A 15,919-nucleotide genomic window follows, 5' to 3' on the forward strand; every position below is an offset into this window, starting at 1 on the left:
GCGACTCGATACAGAAAAAACTTATCTTTAACCAAGCTTGAATATATTGATCGCTCCTGCTCTTGGTTGGCAATCAATTATTCAGCAAGCCCTAATTAGGTCAATTTACTTAAATCAACCAGGATTTACACAGAAACCCGGTTTCTTAAAAAAACCGGGTTTCTCCACACCGTCAAAGTTTTACGCTTAGTTAAGTTAAGCTACCTAGCCAGCGATTTTCAATAATTCCACATCAAAAATCAGCGTAGCATTAGGAGGAATCACCCCGCCCGCACCGCGAGCACCATAACCTAATTCAGGCGGAATAATCAACTTGCGGCGTTCTCCAACTTTCATTGTACCGACACCTTCATCCCAACCCTTAATTACTTGACCGACGCCAATTTTGAACTGAAAAGGAGAATTGCGATCGCGCGAACTATCAAATTTCGTGCCATCCTCCAAAGTGCCAGTGTAGTGCACTACAACCGTCTGACCGATTTTTGGAGTCGCCCCATTACCTTCTTTCAATTCAACATATTTCAGACCTGAACCTGTGGTAACAGTTTTCTCAGTATTTTCAGTTTTCTCTGTATTTCCAGTCATGTTATTGCCAGCAATAGTAGCTGGTTCTTTTGGTAAATTAGCATCAGCTACTAGCAAGCTATCTTCAGTGAAAGACTTCGCTGAGAGTATCTCAAGCGCAGCATCGGTTAAAGGACTATTCACTTCGGAGGCAACTGCTGTAGGTACATAGCCGCTCATTTGAGCGACTATCAAAAACACAAAGCAAACCAGCATTACGCCCAAGCTGACCAGAATTCCTTGCAAAATTAATCCTCCTGACACTTTTAACCGCGATATCTCAGATATCTAAGACATCTAGTACAACAAGAACTACAAAATTTTATCTGAACTTTTCCGCCCAAAAATAGCGGCTGCCAGTTAATTTTAAAGGCAAAAGAAAGTATGAAGTCAGAATCTTTGTAATTCTACCTTCTGCTTTCATTCATAAGTGCCTGATTGAGCCTTCTGCGTTCGGGTGACAATTTTATCACAAGATCGCAGCGAGAGCGCGCGATCGCACTTAGCGCCAGTTACGGTTTTCTAGATCCCGCATCTGACGTTCGAGACGATCGAGCCTGCCGCGCAACTCATCCATTTCCGACTGTCGGGGAACGCCCATATCTTGCAGCATATTCCGGAGTTGGCGCTGCAACTGCGTATCCCAATTGCCCTGCTCGGACTTGAGATGTTCAGTCACGTCATCGACAAAGGTTTTGGCTTGCTCGGGATTGATTTTGCCATCTTTGACCCATTGCTCGCTGGCTTCCTGCAATTTCTCCGCCACCAAGGATGTAGTACCAATGCCCAGCATTACCAGTTGTTTGAGTAAGTTGCTATTGTTATCCATAGATTTTTCCTACTGTTTGCCCCAAAATACCCGATCGGCTCAGGTCGCCTGCGGTCGCTGCGAAACCCTTTGTACAATTTTAGTTACATCAGCACTGACCTACCTTTCTATTTTGGAGCATCCAGCAGCCTGCTGGCGAGTTTAACCCGCCAATCGGCGTTCGGAAAACCCGCTAATAAGCCTCCCGACAAAATTACCCCATCACCCTGCTATCCAATGCCTGAGTGTCCCCGCTGTCACCAACCTGTAGACTCCCGAGCGATCGCCTGCACCCACTGCAAAACCCCTCTCAAAGCTTTCGGTCATCCGGGTATCCCGCTTTATCGATCGGCATCCGCAGAATTTCTGTGCGCTACCTGTACTTACCACGAAGACGACACCTGCAACTACCCGCAGCGTCCCTTCGCCAAAGAATGCACGCTTTATCACGATCGAGCTGAGCCGCTGGTACCACAGACGAGCCGTTATATCAGTGGTGGCTGGCCCCAATCAATCAAAAATTGGTGTCAGCGAAATGTCGTTTGGCTGGCTTTATTTGGTTTAATTATTATTAGCATTGCCCTGTCGATTTAATCTAATTATATCAAGCGTAGAATAGAGATATCTGCGTATGTCGGGCTTGCTATGCGGTTCATTCTCTAAATTATCCATGAGTTACGTATTCGGCATCGACGGCGGCGGAACTAAAACTATCTGCATCTTAATAGACGAAAACAGAGTTGTTTTGGGACGGGGGGAAGCAGGGCCCTCAAATTATCAAACGCAGGGAATCGAGACAGCAAAACAATCAATTGAAGTGGCAATCGAACGAGCAGTTCTGTCCGCTAAAATAGAGCCAAATAGCAATCTCAACATAGAAGCAATTTGTCTGGGACTAGCCGGCGTCGCGCGTCCAAAAGATATTGAAATAGTGCAATTTGTAGTGCAGAACTTGCAGTTGACGAATACTTTACCAGTAACCCGATCGCTCTTGCCCAGAAATATCGTAATTTGCAGCGACTGCGCGATCGCACTTGTGGGCGGTGTCGGCAATCCAGTCGGTATCGCCGTTATTGCTGGAACTGGTTCGATCGTTTTCGGGCAAAACCGTCAAGGGAAAACTAAACGAGTCGGCGGTTGGGGATATATTTTAGGTGATGAAGGTAGCGGATATGACATCGCGATTGCGGGTTTGCAAGCTGCTTTGAAGTTCTATGACGGACGCTCGGAGTTTACCGTGCTGGCCCAAAAATTTCAACAGCATTTAGGTCTAAATAACCTGGAAGAATTGGTAGAAGTCGTTTACCGGCGCGGTTGGGGAGTGACAGAAATTGCAGCTTTAGCGCCGATTGTCGATCGAGCAGCAGCAGAGGGCGATCGCGTCGCTGACGGCATTATTAGTCGTGCTGTGGCAGAATTAACATTTTCCACCAAAACAGCTATTTCAGCGCTGTTTAGCCCCACAGAAGAATTTGAAATTGTGACGATTGGAGGTGTGTGGGGTTCAGAAGCTAATTTCCGGGGTAGGTTTGAAAGTGCGATAAGTGCGATCGCCCCGAATGCTAAGGTAATTTTGCCCCGATCCGAACCAGCTTTCGGTGCAGCGTTGTTAGCATTAAACGCTCTCAAGAATTAAGCTCGTCCGGCGCTTCCTGCTAGGATTTCAGCTTAACTGCTAAAAGGACGATGAATCCCAATCTCTCCTTTATCTTCCTTATCTTCCCGATCGCCCCAGCCTTGCCAATTTTCGAGATTTTGCCAAAATTAAAAATTCTTGATTATCTACCTTATCTTCCCAACTTGCAGAATCTCTACCTGCCATCATTAAAACATCAAATGAATCCGAAACGCGAAACAGATTTAGCAGTAGTACATTCCTAAGTAAAACAAAACAAAACCAAGGAGACAAATTATATGATTACTTCTCACAAATGGCGCTCAGCAACAGCAGCAATCCTCGCAGTAGGCATTACAGTTGCAACCAGCGCGCCTCTGGTGGTAGCTACTCCCGCAGAAGCTCAACAACGAATTTCACAATATGATAGCATCCGAATTCCGTCTGGCAGTGTAATTCCAGTTAGCTACGAAAAAGAAAAAATTGTTGTTACCCGCGATGAAACTGCACCTTTAACTTTAACCGTATCGCGAGACATCCGCACAGATCAAGGAAGAGTATTAATCCCCGCAGGCAGCCAAATTGTCGGGGAATTGCGACCGGTTAGAAGGGGCAATCAAAGGGGTACTCAATTTGTTGCCAGAGAGTTAATTGTCAGCCGCCGCCAACGCTATCGGATTGATGGCTATTCCGGAGTTATTACCAGAACCGAAAGAGTTCAAAAAGGTGCCGGCACAGGTTCAGTAGCGCAAGGTGCAGCATTAGGCGCAGCAGCAGCAGCAGCCCTAGCAGGCATTACCGGGGACAAGGCAATTGCCACTGAAGAAGTATTGGGAGGCGCTGGCATCGGCGCATTAGCGGGAGTATTGTTGGGGCGGCGCAGTGTTGACGTGATCGTGATTCGCCCGGAAGAAGATTTATCAGTGAGATTGCGATCGGACATCGTGCTGCGGTAATATTAAAATCTTCAGATTAAGTATTTGCAGCAAAACATTGTCGATCGCAAACTTGTGGTCTCCCGATAATTGGCTAGGCATACTATTAAGGTTGTGCTTGGCCATGTTTGTTGGCGGAATTATTGGATGGGAGGTTGACAAAGGCTAGACAAATAAGGTAATAGAAACACTTGACAAACCTAGACGACAAAGCGTACTATTGAGAAAGTTATTTAATTGATGCTTGTGCTGTTATCAATCAAGACAAAGTTAAAATTAACAAGTGCCGAAAAACAATTGATGAGTAAACACGCTGGAATAGCTCGTTTTACTTACAATTGGGGTTTGGCGACTTGGCAAAACTTGTACCAAGATGGATTAAAGCCCAACAAATATATTCTCAAAAAGTTTTTCAATAATTACGTCAAGCCAGAGCTGGAATGGATTAAAGAAAAAGGGATTTGTCAAAAGATCACTCAATATGCTTTCGACCAATTAGGTAATGCGTTCGATCGTTTCTTTAAAGGACTGGGTGCTTATCCCCATTTTAAAAAGAAGTTTCAACACGATGCTTTCACTCTTGATGCTGGTGGCAAGCCGATGAGAGTTGGCGGGGTAAGGATTAAATTGCCTACAATTGGCTGGATTCGGACGTTTGAAGGATTGCCAAATGTTACTACTTCTAAAATAACAATTTCTAGGATTGCTGATGACTGGTATTTATCTTTTGCTTACGAGCAGAGTCAGCAAGTAATAGCCAAACAATATGAAGTTGTTGGTGTAGATTTAGGCGTGAAAACTTTAGCTACACTTTCGACAGGAGTTGTGTTTGAAAATCCCAAGTATTACTACCAAGAGGCTGCGAAACTGAAGCGACTGCAAAAACAACTATCTAGAAAAAAGAAAGGCAGCAATCGCCGATTTAAAGCGAGAATGAAAGTGGCTCGTCAACACAGTCTAATTGCCAATCTCCGCAATAATACTCTTCATCACGTTACTACTTATTTAAGCAAAAACCACGCGAAAGTAGTAATTGAAGACCTAAACATAGCAGGAATGATGGCTAATCATAGGTTGGCTAAAGCAATTGCTGACTGTGGATTTCATGAATTCAGACGACAACTAAAATATAAGTGTCGAAAATTTGGTTCCGAACTAATGATAATTAGTCGGTGGTACCCAAGTTCTAAAACTTGCTCTAGTTGTGGGAATATTCAAGATATGCCGCTTAAAAAACGCACGTATGATTGTTGTTCGTGTGGCATATCTATCGATCGCGATCTGAATGCCAGTCTGAACATATCAAGGTTGGCTTAACCTTGAAAGCTCGTTGAGGGATAGCCGCTCCGATGCCCCCGATGAAACGAGAAGTAATGACTAGACTTGTCTAGGATTTATATAGCAGTAATTAAAGTATTGGAGCGTCGAAGTCGTCCCAAATAGTCGAGGGCCCAACTCGCGTGGCTCTGTACTTTTTTGCAGCCGTTAAAACAGACAGATAGACTCTGGTTTGAGGGGACAAGTCTTATTTGCGATTAGATCATCATCTAGCCATAGATTAGTTAGTTTGGTCAAAGATTTCAGGGGTGTAATGTCTGATATTTTATTGTCATTATAATTAGGTATGTAGTTGGGCTTTAGCCCTCTTTATATATATATAAAGGAGGCTCAAGCCCAACTACGTACCTTTATTTATGAATATGAAAATTGCGTCTAATATGCCACCCGACCTTTGAGCGATGCTTTCGGTAGTTTCAGATTTATTTTTCCTACAATAAAACTGCACTGCTTCGATCGGGGGATTAGGGCGAATCTGCCTTAAGTGAACGGTATTGCGTTATAATAAAAATTAGGGGGAAAATCCACTTATAATATTAGTTAATTTTTAGGCATAATAATCACTGTCTATCCAGCCCAAAGACTGAATAAACAGGATTAATTTTTTCCATAAATATTGGGCAAACTTATCAATTCCAAAGACTCTTGCCGCACGCGACCCGCCATCGCAGCTAACTGCAAGCTCATAAAAGCATTCAAATCTTCCAAATCACACTTGGACGAGGAAAAAATATGCTGCATTTCATTTTCCGCTTCTAAACTCAGATATCCAGCGTCAATAGCTTGTTTTACAACTTCACGAATCAGCACGATCGAAATGTTCCTTACTAAAATTCAAGGTGTCCAAAGCAAAATAATTACCAACAAGCAGTTTCCGAGGCGGTCTCCCCAAATATTTCAAATTGTTTGAGTTCGCGAGACTCTTGTTTTACCAAGCCGGACATGGCTGCTAGTTGCAAATTCATAAAAGCATTTAAGTCTTCCAGGTCATACTTTGTGGTGGTTAACATCCGCCGCAGTTGATTTTCGGCTTCCAGACTTAAATAACCTAGGCTCAGAGCTTGTTGGGCGAGATCGCGAATCAGTACCATAACACTTGGGAGTTTTATTTGTTGAATAGCCTCAGTATCAACGGTTTTCACTGACTCCGCAGTGACGGCTATTGCTCAATTTGTGTGACATTTTTAATGGCCGGCCGTGACAGCCGGACTCGCAAAGTGTGACTAAGTGTTTGCACGGGTGTGACATGGATCACGCGGGGGAGAGGGGAGAGGGGGAGATGGGAGAGGGGGAGAGGGGGAGAGGGGGGAGCATTTTTCTTATTCCCTTTGACTAATGACTGATGACTCATGACTCATGACTCATGACTCATGACTGATGACTCATGACTCATGACTACTACCTTCTACCTTCAGAAGGCTCTCACCGTCTATAATCAGCAAGTTAAATATTTACGGCAAGACCTATGGAAGCACCACTTAAAGATTTGTTACAACAAATAGCCAGATTATCGGAAACTTATGCTAATTTAGCCGATCGACTCTCCCAAGCAGCCAAACAACTGCAAGACTCGGGCTTTCCTCCCTCGGACAGCTTACTTCAAGAAATTAGCGCCTACAGCCGAAACTTTGCAGAAGTCCAAAAAAAAGCACTCGAACTCAATAAATCCGCCCTCGCCCCAGGGGAAATTGCTTCCCTCAAAGACATTCAAAACTTAGTCGAGACAGCCACAGCTTCCGCTGGTAAAGCAGGAATTCGCGATGCAGCTTTGAAAGTGCTCGATCGAGTATTGGCGATCGCCCACCGCGAACAAAGCGACTTCGCGCCCTTACAATCAGTTCATGGCAGAGCTCGGGAACTTCACCGCGCCATTTCCGAATCCGCCCCAACTCAACTGCATTCCGACGCAGAATCCTTAGTGGGCGGCAAACACCCAGTTGCAGCAGTGCTCGCCCTGGTGGAGCAGCAAGACAAACTAGATGACGAACAGTGGGTGATCCTCGAAGAAACAGTCAGCGCCGCTTTTGGGAAACAAATAGCCGTCGCCATTTCCAGAGGCAAATTAACCGTTTCGCAGATGGTAAAAGCAGCACCTGCGAAAGTCGAGCCCGTATTTCAAGCAGCAACCGAACCAAAAATCAGCACCGAACCTCTACCGGAAGTTATTATCATCCCCTCGGGAAATGCGGCGCCGAAACAAGTTACAGTTGCACCACAAATCCAAATTTTGGAATCCCCCGCCGCGACGGCGCCCATGCACGAGGTGATTATCGTTCCTAGCGTGGAAGTACCTAAATCCCTCCAAGCAACCGGTTTCGGCAACATTGTGTTTGGGGCACCTCGCGAGATTCAACAAGTGCCAGTAGAGGGCGGTTTGGGATTGAAAGTGTTGGCGCACATTCAAGGAATTGGCGATCGCACTTTTAGCGCTCAAGAATACGCGGGCACTAAAGGTAAAGGCCTCCGCGTTGAAGGATTTCAGATTAATATCGAGCCACAAATTCCTGGCTTAACAGTCGAGTATATGGCTCACGTTGAAGGTGTTGGCGATACCCCTTGGATTAGCGAAGGGGAATTAGCCGGTTTTCGCGGTCAAGCGAAACGAATTGAAGGATTTGCCGTGCGGTTGAGCGGGCCGCAAGCTGATAAGTATGACGTATTTTATACTGCTCACATTCAGAATATCGGCGACACCAACGTATCCTCCAACGGCGAATATTGCGGCACTCGCGGCAAAGGTTTGAGAATAGAAGGGATCAAGGTTTGGATTGGGCCGTCTGCGAGTGCTCAAGTTGTGGGGCCTGTGGGTTTGAAAGTGTTGGCGCACATTCAAGGAATTGGCGATCGCACTTTTAGCGATAAAGAATACGCCGGTACTAAAGCTCAAGGCCGCCGAGTCGAAGGTTTTCAAATTAAAATAGAGCCTCCGGTTCCCGGTTTAAATTTGCAGTACATGGCTCATGTTGAAGGAGTTGGGGATACTGCTTGGATTGAGGAAGGGGAATTAGCCGGTTTCCGGGGTAAAGCCAAGCGCATTGAAGGATTTGCAGCACGGCTGACTGGGGTGAAAGCTGATAATTACGATGTATTTTACACCGCTCACATTCAAAATGTGGGTGATACTCCTGTTGGTTCTAACGGTCAATATTGCGGCACTCGCGGCAAAGGTTTGAGGGTTGAGGGGATGACGGTTTGGGTTGAGGCTAAGGGGTAAAAATGATAAATGAATGGAAAATTTAAATTTAAATTTTCCATTCATTAAGTACCCGAATCAGTAGGGTGCGTCAGTTCGCATTATTTTTGCCAAAAACTAACAATTTTGAAGCTGACGCACCAGCCAATAAATGGTATAGCCTTTCTCAAAAAGATGAGGTATAACTGACAGCTTATATAACCGCTTAAACCAAGAGGGCTCTCTTCCCAACAACGTCCGCGAATCTTTGTGAGAACCGCTATACGTCAGAACGATACTTTATACTTTATGTGCTTATTCAGAATCCCAAAATTGACAGCAATATGTCTCTTTGACCATTTCAGCTTGAATTTTTTGGTTGATTTCGGAGCGATTGAGTTCCCAGTTGCGGATGGTATGCACAATATCGATACCGGCCCAAATCAACATTCCGAGGACGATCGCACCAATTAAATATTCCATAGCTTTTTAAAAGGTTGAGGTTTTCTGGATCTGATCTAGCGCGGTAATTAACAGCAAATGGGATGAAAATTGTCGCAGTTGAGTGGGAATTTTCACATTTATTCTTTAGTCAGCTAGGAGTGGACTTCATTTTAACTGTTAATCAACCTTCCAAAGCTGCCAAGAGACTATGATGTTTTTTACCCGATCGCCCCGCTTAATGGTGCAGCAGGTGCGATAAGCTTTCAGCAGCATGGGCGATCGCACTTGGAGCAGTTTCACAACCCGCGGCTTCGGCGGCGCAGTGGCTGGCGTGGAGTGCGTGTCCGACTGTTTTCGCCCCAGAGTCGATCGCGCCGTCAGCTACAAAACCATTAGCTTCGTACTGACCCATTTCGGCTTGCATCTTCCTGTTAAACTCAGATTGATTCGGTTCCCAGTTGCGGACTGTTTGGACAATCTCGATCCCAGCCCAAATTAGCATTCCGAGGACGATCGCAGCAATCAAGTATTCCATAGCTTTTACACAAATTGAGGTTAGCTTTATCTAATTTAACGCAGCAATTGGCAGCAGGCAGGATAAAATACATCAGATGCGAGTTCGGATTTCCGCCTATTCTAGTTTTCGGCAGCCGGATAGTTCGGCACTCAAGTAATAGTTTTAACAATCGATAACAAAGTAACTATTTTAGAGTTTAACTTAATTTATACCGTAATTTAAACCGAAACAAAATTTATAATCGTGAAGGATAAAAAATTATGCCATACAGTCAATTTACTACGATCGCCAAAGCGAAACAAGCTTTCGGTCTGACAGTCCAAGAAGGAACTCGCTTTATACCTCCGCTAAGCCCGATCGCACCCTCAGACATCCTCAGCGGCACCCTCCAAGATAGCCTCCCCATCGTCGCTACATCGGGAAGTGAAAAAGCGCGATCGGAAGGGATTATCTATCCGGTGCTGCTGGAAGTGAGGCGGATTCTCGATCGCCAAATTAGCCTTTTCTCCGGCGAAGATTTCACGATCGACGAAGCTGTCGGACTGAATGGAGTGTTTGATTTTCTGCTGGCGCGATCGTCCGAAGTGCTAGAAATTGAAGCCCCCGCCGTTGTAATTGTCGAAGCTAAAAAGACCGACCTCAAAAGCGGATTGGGTCAATGTATTGCCGAAATGGTTGCCGCTCAACGCTTTAATCAAGCCAAAGAAAAAAACATCCCCATCATCTATGGGAGCGTGAGTAATGGCATTCAATGGCAATTTATCAAACTCGAAAACCAAATTGTGACGATCGACTTATCCGTCTATCCTCTGCCCCCAGTCGAGCAAATCCTCAGCTTTTTCGTTTGGATGATCCAGAATGGTGCTGTTAACTCAGAAACAATTTAACCTTGCAATGCCGCCAACAGACATAACAACAAAGCCTCAGTCCACTCAACAACAGCACCGTAAGTATCGCCCGTGTGGCCGCCCAAACGGTGGTTAAACCAGGCTCCGGCAAAAATTCCGATCGCACTTCCCCCCAAAGCCATCCCCACCGCCAACAGCCAGCGATCGCCCTCCAAGACAACTTGCAACACGCTCAAACTCAGCAGCAACAGCACTCCTGGGATAAAATCAAAAGGTGAATAAATCGATTCTTTATGAAAAGCTCCCTTCCCCTCCGGGCGGAGATACGGATAGCGGGCGATCGCCACCAGTTGGGCCCACCTCCCCCAACCCGCCACACCCATCAAAGCCAACCACCGATAGTTACTCAAGTCCGAGAGCGCGGCAGTTTTGAGCAGGACGATCGCGATCGCAGCCATCGCTCCAAAAGCCCCTGTAACGCTGTCCCGCATCACTTCCAGCCTGCGAACCGGGTCGGGGACTGCCAGCCCGTCCGCCGCGTCCATCGCCCCGTCTAGGTGCAGCCCGCCAGTCACCGCGATGCCTAAAACTACCACCAAGGCCGATCGAGTCAGAGCAGGCATACCCAACAACTGCAACCCAAAATCCGCGAGTCCCAGCATCCCACCAATCAAAAGCCCGATCGCCGGTGCCAAGCGAGCAATGCCCCGAAACTCCAAAGTCCAAGACATCGGTACCGGCAAGCAAGTATAAAAAGCGACGGCCGCTGCGATGGCGGCACCTTGATTCCGGAAAAAGTCGATCGTAGAGCGAACCAATTTATCATCCATCTTGACACTCCCCGACTATCAAGGTACGGGGATTCTTAAGACATTTCTGTCAAAATATCCCTATTGCTAGGGTTCCCAGGCTGACTACGTTTGCACGCTTAAGTGCGTAATCATATGTCCTCAAAAATGTTTTAGGCGTAGACTTTCCCACCGGGAGGGGGTAGGTTTTTAAATCTTGTCTGATCTGTTTATTCTACCATCTTCATTTGTGAAGATGGATTTGTTATTTTACTTAACAATGGCAAAAAGCCGTCCTATAAGGACGGGGTTTTTAACCCAATTTTTTGATAAGGTAGAAAATTTTTCATGTTGTATGCGGTTGCTAATCCATTAGCCTGTGCCAGAATTGGAATTGTAACAGCCTAGTCCTTTGGATCGGGCATTCCTCCTGCCCGAGCTCTTTTCCCCGGAAAACCTCTGCCGGCAGCGATCCCGAAGATCCCAATCTAAAATGGCTAAACTTAAGATCCGCGTTTCCCGTATCCAGAATTCTAGCTAACTCCCTGATTTCCAAGTCGGGAACATATTACAACAGAGGCTTTTGCTCCATGAGTGACCAATTAAATAACAGGGTAGTTGCTCCTTGCATCATCGATACAGGCATTGTCGTCAACAAGCGCGATATCAAAAGATTGCTGTTTGATTTAGGACGTGTCCGCTACCTTCACATCCAAGATGGCAAGATTTACAGCGAAGGGGAAGGTTATGTGCTCGAAGTCTTCGCCAACCCCGATCGTTCTACCCTGATTGCCAACCACGCGCTTTATTTGAACGTATATAGTTTTGATTACCTGGAACTGAAACACTCCCCAGAAGAAGGTTCTTATTTTGACCTGATGCAAGATGGACGGCAGTTGCGGTTAATTCCTCTCTCCAATCCCTTGCAAGAACAAGTCGCCCGCAATTTAAATGCTGCGGCGTTGGATGCGGTGGTCGATCAGGTACTCTCAGGAAATTGGGATCTGCAATTGGATGAGGATGATTCTCCGTTTTAATCGTCAGTCAGTCGATTTTAGATTTTAGATTTTAGATTTTAGATTTTAGATTTCCTCGCAGCTTTGAATCTGGGAGGTAGAGTTAAGGTCTAAAATTTTTTGCTCTCCACGACGATTGTCGGAAACTTGTCTCTGTTTTTGGGCGGGGTCATGGTTTTTTTTGTCGCGATGTCAACAACAATAGATTACATAACACGGACTGCCCAGTAGCGGTTAACGATCGACGGTGACTAATGACTGAAGACAAGGCAAAATTTTCTTTTAAATGTCAGGCTAATTGCAGCCATACCCAAGCACGTGCAGGGGTTTTTGCGACTCCCCACGGTATTGTGGAAACGCCTAAATTTATGCCGGTGGGGACGCTGGCTAATGTCAAAACCTTGACACCGGCACATCTTGAGGACGCAGGTTCTCAAATGGTTTTGGCAAATACTTATCATTTGCACTTGCAGCCCGGGGAAGCGATTGTCGCCGGCGCGGGCGGATTGCACAAATTCATGGCTTGGCCTGGCCCGATTCTGACGGATTCGGGTGGCTTTCAGGTGTTTAGCTTGAGCCAAATGCGGACTATTTCTGAGAATGGGGTGACTTTTCGAGCTCCCCGCGACGGCCGCATCATTAATTTAACGCCGGAAAAGTCGATCGAGATTCAGAACGAGTTGGGCGCTGACGTGATTATGGCCTTCGATGAGTGTCCGCCTTACCCCGCTACACGGGACGAGGTGGAGGCGGCCACAGATCGCACTTACCGCTGGCTGCAACGCTGTATGCAAGCTCACTCACGCCCGGAGCAAGCTTTGTTCGGTATCGTCCAGGGGGGCGTTTTCCCAGATTTGCGATCGCGCGCAGCGAACCAGTTGGTAGACTTGGATTTGCCCGGTTATGCGATCGGCGGAGTTAGCGTCGGCGAATCGGGGGATTTGATCGCAGATATTGTGAGAGTTACTGCGCCCCTGTTACCGGCAAATAAACCCCGTTATTTGATGGGGATTGGCACCTATCGCGAAATGGCCTTGGCTGTGGCGAGTGGCGTAGATATGTTTGACTGCGTGATTCCGACTCGGCTGGGCCGTCACGGCACGGCTTTTGTGCGTGGGGAACGCTGGAATTTGAAAAATGCTCGGTTTCGGGAGGATTTTGCTCCGCTGGATGAGTCTTGTCCTTGCTATACCTGCCAAAAATTCAGTCGCGCTTATTTGGCACATTTGGCGCGGGCTAAGGAAGCACTCAGCTATACTTTGCTGGCGCTGCACAACGTGACAGAGTTGATTCGCTTTACTGGGAGGATGCGGGAGGCGATTTTGGCCGATCGATTTACTGAAGAGTTTGCCCACTGGCTGGCACCAACTGTCGATCGATCTTGATTGGCTTTGGTGAAGATATGCGACAATTATTAAAATTGTGTTGGATAGGTAGGTTGATTCATGGAAGCTGCATTACTGTTGGCTAAACTCCCCGAAGCTTATGCGATCTTTGATCCTTTGATTAATGTTTTGCCAGTGATTCCCGTGTTTTTCTTGCTGCTGGCTTTTGTCTGGCAAGCGGCTGTCGGGTTCAGATAAGTTTCATTTCATTAAAAAGCAGGGGCAATTTACCAATTGCCCCTGCTTTTAGCTGTTGAGTTTTTGAGCCGATCTCGTTTACGGTTATTTTGGAATTATTTAACCGCAGAGAACGCAGAGAAAGAGCCCAGAGATCTGAATAATTTTGATATGCTATGTTTAGCCCTGGCCCATCGCAATTTTAAATGCCGGTCTTTCTGAGATGCGCTTCATGTAATCTAAAACAGCCGGGTAAGGACTGAGATCGACTTGTAGCATCATCGGAATGTAAATCAACATCGATCCGACTGCTGCGTCAGCGACACCGAATTCATCGCCCATTAAAAACTGCTGTTTCTCGAAAATGCTATTTAATGGTTGTAACAATTTCGGGGTTTCGCGATCGCGGCTGGCTTCGACAAATATTCCCGGGCCGAGAGTGGCGTTAGCAAAGATGACCCACTGCACGATTTCGGCTTGTTTTTCCACAGTGTCCGGCATCTTACCATATTTTTGAGCTAAATACAGCAAAATTGCCCCGGACTCCCAAAGTTTAAAATCTCCGTCCACAATAGCTGGTACTTTGCCGATCGGGTTAATTTCCAGAAACTCAGGCTGCAAGTGTTCCGCTGCTTGCATATCCAGCAAGACGAATTCGTAAGGAACCGCTATTTCTTCGAGATACCACTTGACAATTGAGGCCCTACTGCGACCTTGGCCGTAAAGTTTTAGCACGGAATTTTTATCCTTGTAATGCAATATTGTTGTTATAGCATTTTTGGTCAGTTGACAGTTGATAGTTGATAGTTGATAGTTGTCAGTTGATAGTTGTTGATTGGGAATTAGCCATTTGAAATTAGAACCTTCTGAGAATGCTGATGTTACGGGATCATCTCAGTTTTGCATTTACAGTGCGAGCTCTTAAGCTCGCACTACCTACCATAAAAAATGCTTCTTGCAAAACTGAGATGCTCCCGATGTTACGGTGGGGAAAACGACTAATGACTAATAACGTTCACTTTTCGGGGACAGCGCTACCGATTACTGACTAATGACTAATAACGTTCGCGAGCCGGGGACAGCGCTACCGATTACTGACTAATGACTAATAACGTTCGCGAGCCGGGGACAGCGCTACCGATTACTGACCCATAACTAATGGCACTTCTGTTAAGTGTAAAAACAAGATTCTGCCATCCATTTTTGTTAACTATGAGATGTTATAATTACAATATTCTAATCGACTGTTTTAGTTTACACTAAACTTTAGTAAAATAGCAATATTTCATAATTCATTCATTTTTACGTCACATTTGTTTCACAATTGACTGTTGAAAAATGCCGGGATTAGCTGTATTATATGGCAGACTATTTATCAAGTCACAAAATTCAGAATGCCACAATCTCGACCTTACCAACCATTGCTGCTGAGATTACTGCACGGGGCTAACGCTGCGATCGCCTTTTTATCAATTTTGAGCGCATTTATAGTGTACAACACCTATGACGGGCGCTTCGGGAAAGTCCCCGTGCCTCGGATTGCAGACATTATCGGGATTCACGGCACTTTTGGCAAGCTGTTGCTGTTAGGAGTGATGCCTGCTTTTGCATTGTATAGTTTCCATGCAGGTCAAAGACGGTTGGTGCAGCAAGATTCTTTTGCCAAACTGGCGCAGTTGGGAACACCGATTTGGTGGTACAGTTTGCACCGGATTGTGAATACTTTGATGTTGTTAGCGCTCACTTTTGCGATCGCATCTGGCAGTATGGTTAAGGAAGAATGGCTGCCGGCTGGGGATTTGACACAGGTTTGGTATTATTTGCACCTCTCTGGTTGGGTGGTATTGGTGTTTTGTCTGCTAATACACTTGTTGATGAGTGCGAAGGTGGGAGGTTGGCCCCTAATTTTGTCGATGTTCGATCGCAAATACCGCCCGGAGGATTCACCGGCTGTTTGGTGGCGGAAAATTCGCTCTTTTGTCGATCGCTCTTAATCGAGAACCCATTGATTGTGCATTATTTCTGGTAAAATCACCACAGACCAAACTATTTAACAAGTGATCGTAAAGGTAATGAGGTATGTTGTTGGGCTTAAGCCCTCTTATATTTATTATCTAGTAAGCAATGCCGAATCAAAAACTCCATTTATAGTCAGCTATACTTTATATTTCTGAGAAAGGCTATAGCCTTTCTCAAAAAAATGAGGTATGACTGACAGCTTATAAAACCACTAAACTAAGAAGGGCTGAAGCCCAACAACGTACCTCATCTTTCTGACAAAGGCTATAATAACTCCCAACAACCTCAAAAAT

General features: G+C 45.8%; 19 protein-coding genes. 11 read left to right on the forward strand and 8 right to left on the reverse strand.

The annotated features are described in order from the left end of the window. Nucleotides 1-204: 204 nt before the first annotated feature. Together JGK16_RS06000 and JGK16_RS06005 are read right to left on the reverse strand one after the other, a co-directional pair. A complete protein-coding gene (locus JGK16_RS06000) occupies nt 205-810 on the reverse strand; it encodes an FKBP-type peptidyl-prolyl cis-trans isomerase (RefSeq protein WP_293178415.1) in 606 nt (201 codons plus the stop codon). Nucleotides 811-1,066: 256 nt separating this feature from the next. Continuing rightward, nucleotides 1,067-1,393 (reverse strand): phasin family protein, encoded by a 327-nt coding sequence (locus tag JGK16_RS06005; RefSeq protein WP_265235356.1) that lies wholly within the window; start codon nt 1,391-1,393, stop codon nt 1,067-1,069. A gap of 216 nt (nt 1,394-1,609) precedes the next feature. Here JGK16_RS06005 and JGK16_RS06010 point away from each other — a divergent pair, with 216 nt between their 5' ends. From JGK16_RS06010 to JGK16_RS06030, 5 genes are all read left to right on the forward strand, one after another. Next, entirely contained in the window at nt 1,610-1,966 is a 357-nt protein-coding gene (locus JGK16_RS06010; protein WP_293178492.1) for a zinc ribbon domain-containing protein, read from the forward strand. A 76-nt stretch (nt 1,967-2,042) separates the two neighbouring features. Further along, nucleotides 2,043-3,008, forward strand: a complete 966-nt coding sequence (locus JGK16_RS06015; RefSeq protein WP_293178418.1) for a BadF/BadG/BcrA/BcrD ATPase family protein — start codon at nt 2,043-2,045, stop codon at nt 3,006-3,008. 50 nt (nt 3,009-3,058) lie between these two features. Then, on the forward strand, nt 3,059-3,253 hold the full coding sequence (locus JGK16_RS06020; RefSeq protein WP_293178421.1) for a hypothetical protein: 195 nt from the start codon (nt 3,059-3,061) through the stop codon (nt 3,251-3,253). Between the two features lie 33 nt (nt 3,254-3,286). After that, the gene (locus JGK16_RS06025) at nt 3,287-3,943 is read left to right on the forward strand and encodes a hypothetical protein (RefSeq protein ID WP_293178424.1); all 657 of its coding nucleotides are present in this window, start codon (nt 3,287-3,289) and stop codon (nt 3,941-3,943) included. Nucleotides 3,944-4,162: 219 nt separating this feature from the next. Further along, the gene (locus tag JGK16_RS06030; protein ID WP_293189941.1) at nt 4,163-5,239 is read left to right on the forward strand and encodes a transposase; all 1,077 of its coding nucleotides are present in this window, start codon (nt 4,163-4,165) and stop codon (nt 5,237-5,239) included. A 618-nt stretch (nt 5,240-5,857) separates the two neighbouring features. Here the strand turns inward: JGK16_RS06030 and JGK16_RS06035 are convergent. Together JGK16_RS06035 and JGK16_RS06040 are read right to left on the reverse strand one after the other, a co-directional pair. Beyond that, a complete protein-coding gene (locus JGK16_RS06035; RefSeq protein WP_293189943.1) occupies nt 5,858-6,073 on the reverse strand; it encodes a hypothetical protein in 216 nt (71 codons plus the stop codon). Between the two features lie 44 nt (nt 6,074-6,117). After that, nucleotides 6,118-6,351, reverse strand: coding sequence for a hypothetical protein (locus tag JGK16_RS06040; protein ID WP_293149962.1), 234 nt, complete (start codon nt 6,349-6,351; stop codon nt 6,118-6,120). A gap of 374 nt (nt 6,352-6,725) precedes the next feature. Between JGK16_RS06040 and JGK16_RS06045 the strand changes: the two genes are divergently transcribed. Next, nucleotides 6,726-8,474, forward strand: a complete 1,749-nt coding sequence (locus JGK16_RS06045) for a hypothetical protein (RefSeq protein WP_293178431.1) — start codon at nt 6,726-6,728, stop codon at nt 8,472-8,474. 273 nt (nt 8,475-8,747) lie between these two features. Here JGK16_RS06045 and JGK16_RS06050 read toward each other — a convergent pair whose 3' ends face one another. Together JGK16_RS06050 and JGK16_RS06055 are read right to left on the reverse strand one after the other, a co-directional pair. Further along, nucleotides 8,748-8,915, reverse strand: a complete 168-nt coding sequence (locus JGK16_RS06050; RefSeq protein ID WP_293178434.1) for a hypothetical protein — start codon at nt 8,913-8,915, stop codon at nt 8,748-8,750. Between the two features lie 196 nt (nt 8,916-9,111). Further along, a complete protein-coding gene (locus JGK16_RS06055) occupies nt 9,112-9,411 on the reverse strand; it encodes a hypothetical protein (RefSeq protein ID WP_293189879.1) in 300 nt (99 codons plus the stop codon). Nucleotides 9,412-9,653: 242 nt separating this feature from the next. Between JGK16_RS06055 and JGK16_RS06060 the strand changes: the two genes are divergently transcribed. Further along, nucleotides 9,654-10,280 carry a hypothetical protein gene (locus JGK16_RS06060; protein ID WP_293178440.1) on the forward strand — a complete coding sequence of 209 codons (627 nt, stop codon included), beginning with the start codon at nt 9,654-9,656 and terminating at the stop codon, nt 10,278-10,280. Here JGK16_RS06060 and cobS read toward each other — a convergent pair. Next, nucleotides 10,277-11,071 (reverse strand): adenosylcobinamide-GDP ribazoletransferase, encoded by a 795-nt coding sequence (gene cobS / locus JGK16_RS06065; protein ID WP_293178443.1) that lies wholly within the window; start codon nt 11,069-11,071, stop codon nt 10,277-10,279. The two genes, JGK16_RS06060 and cobS, sit on opposite strands and share 4 nt — an antisense overlap. Nucleotides 11,072-11,619: 548 nt before the next feature. Between cobS and JGK16_RS06070 the strand changes: the two genes are divergently transcribed. From JGK16_RS06070 to JGK16_RS06080, 3 genes are all read left to right on the forward strand, one after another. Beyond that, entirely contained in the window at nt 11,620-12,066 is a 447-nt protein-coding gene (locus tag JGK16_RS06070; RefSeq protein WP_293178446.1) for a hypothetical protein, read from the forward strand. Between the two features lie 233 nt (nt 12,067-12,299). Next, nucleotides 12,300-13,430 carry a tRNA guanosine(34) transglycosylase Tgt gene (gene tgt, locus JGK16_RS06075; protein ID WP_293178449.1) on the forward strand — a complete coding sequence of 377 codons (1,131 nt, stop codon included), beginning with the start codon at nt 12,300-12,302 and terminating at the stop codon, nt 13,428-13,430. A 60-nt stretch (nt 13,431-13,490) separates the two neighbouring features. Further along, nucleotides 13,491-13,628, forward strand: coding sequence for a photosystem II reaction center protein K (locus tag JGK16_RS06080; RefSeq protein WP_293149949.1), 138 nt, complete (start codon nt 13,491-13,493; stop codon nt 13,626-13,628). Nucleotides 13,629-13,787: 159 nt separating this feature from the next. Here JGK16_RS06080 and JGK16_RS06085 read toward each other — a convergent pair whose 3' ends face one another. Beyond that, the gene (locus JGK16_RS06085) at nt 13,788-14,342 is read right to left on the reverse strand and encodes a glutathione S-transferase family protein (RefSeq protein WP_293178452.1); all 555 of its coding nucleotides are present in this window, start codon (nt 14,340-14,342) and stop codon (nt 13,788-13,790) included. Nucleotides 14,343-15,001: 659 nt separating this feature from the next. On the opposite strand from JGK16_RS06085, the gene JGK16_RS06090 reads away from it, so the two are divergent. Continuing rightward, nucleotides 15,002-15,601: a cytochrome b/b6 domain-containing protein gene (locus tag JGK16_RS06090; protein WP_293189881.1), complete on the forward strand. Its 600-nt coding sequence runs from the start codon at nt 15,002-15,004 to the stop codon at nt 15,599-15,601. Nucleotides 15,602-15,919 lie beyond the last annotated feature (318 nt).

Source organism: Microcoleus sp. PH2017_09_SFU_O_A, assembly GCF_020738625.1.
In the GTDB taxonomy this organism is placed as follows: Bacteria; Cyanobacteriota; Cyanobacteriia; order Cyanobacteriales; family Microcoleaceae; genus Microcoleus.

Excerpts from the sequence above, each read along its gene's own strand:
- JGK16_RS06005 (WP_265235356.1), bottom strand. The coding sequence starts at position 1,393 with ATGGATAACAATAGCAACTTACTCAAACAACTGGTAATGCTGGGCATT.
- JGK16_RS06010 (WP_293178492.1), top strand. The coding sequence starts at position 1,610 with ATGCCTGAGTGTCCCCGCTGTCACCAACCTGTAGACTCCCGAGCGATC.
- JGK16_RS06015 (WP_293178418.1), top strand. The coding sequence starts at position 2,043 with ATGAGTTACGTATTCGGCATCGACGGCGGCGGAACTAAAACTATCTGC.
- JGK16_RS06020 (WP_293178421.1), top strand. The coding sequence starts at position 3,059 with ATGAATCCCAATCTCTCCTTTATCTTCCTTATCTTCCCGATCGCCCCA.
- JGK16_RS06025 (WP_293178424.1), top strand. The coding sequence starts at position 3,287 with ATGATTACTTCTCACAAATGGCGCTCAGCAACAGCAGCAATCCTCGCA.
- JGK16_RS06030 (WP_293189941.1), top strand. The coding sequence starts at position 4,163 with ATGCTTGTGCTGTTATCAATCAAGACAAAGTTAAAATTAACAAGTGCC.
- JGK16_RS06040 (WP_293149962.1), bottom strand. The coding sequence starts at position 6,351 with ATGGTACTGATTCGCGATCTCGCCCAACAAGCTCTGAGCCTAGGTTAT.
- JGK16_RS06045 (WP_293178431.1), top strand. The coding sequence starts at position 6,726 with ATGGAAGCACCACTTAAAGATTTGTTACAACAAATAGCCAGATTATCG.
- JGK16_RS06050 (WP_293178434.1), bottom strand. The coding sequence starts at position 8,915 with ATGGAATATTTAATTGGTGCGATCGTCCTCGGAATGTTGATTTGGGCC.
- JGK16_RS06055 (WP_293189879.1), bottom strand. The coding sequence starts at position 9,411 with ATGGAATACTTGATTGCTGCGATCGTCCTCGGAATGCTAATTTGGGCT.
- JGK16_RS06060 (WP_293178440.1), top strand. The coding sequence starts at position 9,654 with ATGCCATACAGTCAATTTACTACGATCGCCAAAGCGAAACAAGCTTTC.
- cobS (WP_293178443.1), bottom strand. The coding sequence starts at position 11,071 with ATGGATGATAAATTGGTTCGCTCTACGATCGACTTTTTCCGGAATCAA.
- JGK16_RS06070 (WP_293178446.1), top strand. The coding sequence starts at position 11,620 with ATGAGTGACCAATTAAATAACAGGGTAGTTGCTCCTTGCATCATCGAT.
- tgt (WP_293178449.1), top strand. The coding sequence starts at position 12,300 with ATGACTGAAGACAAGGCAAAATTTTCTTTTAAATGTCAGGCTAATTGC.
- JGK16_RS06080 (WP_293149949.1), top strand. The coding sequence starts at position 13,491 with ATGGAAGCTGCATTACTGTTGGCTAAACTCCCCGAAGCTTATGCGATC.
- JGK16_RS06090 (WP_293189881.1), top strand. The coding sequence starts at position 15,002 with ATGCCACAATCTCGACCTTACCAACCATTGCTGCTGAGATTACTGCAC.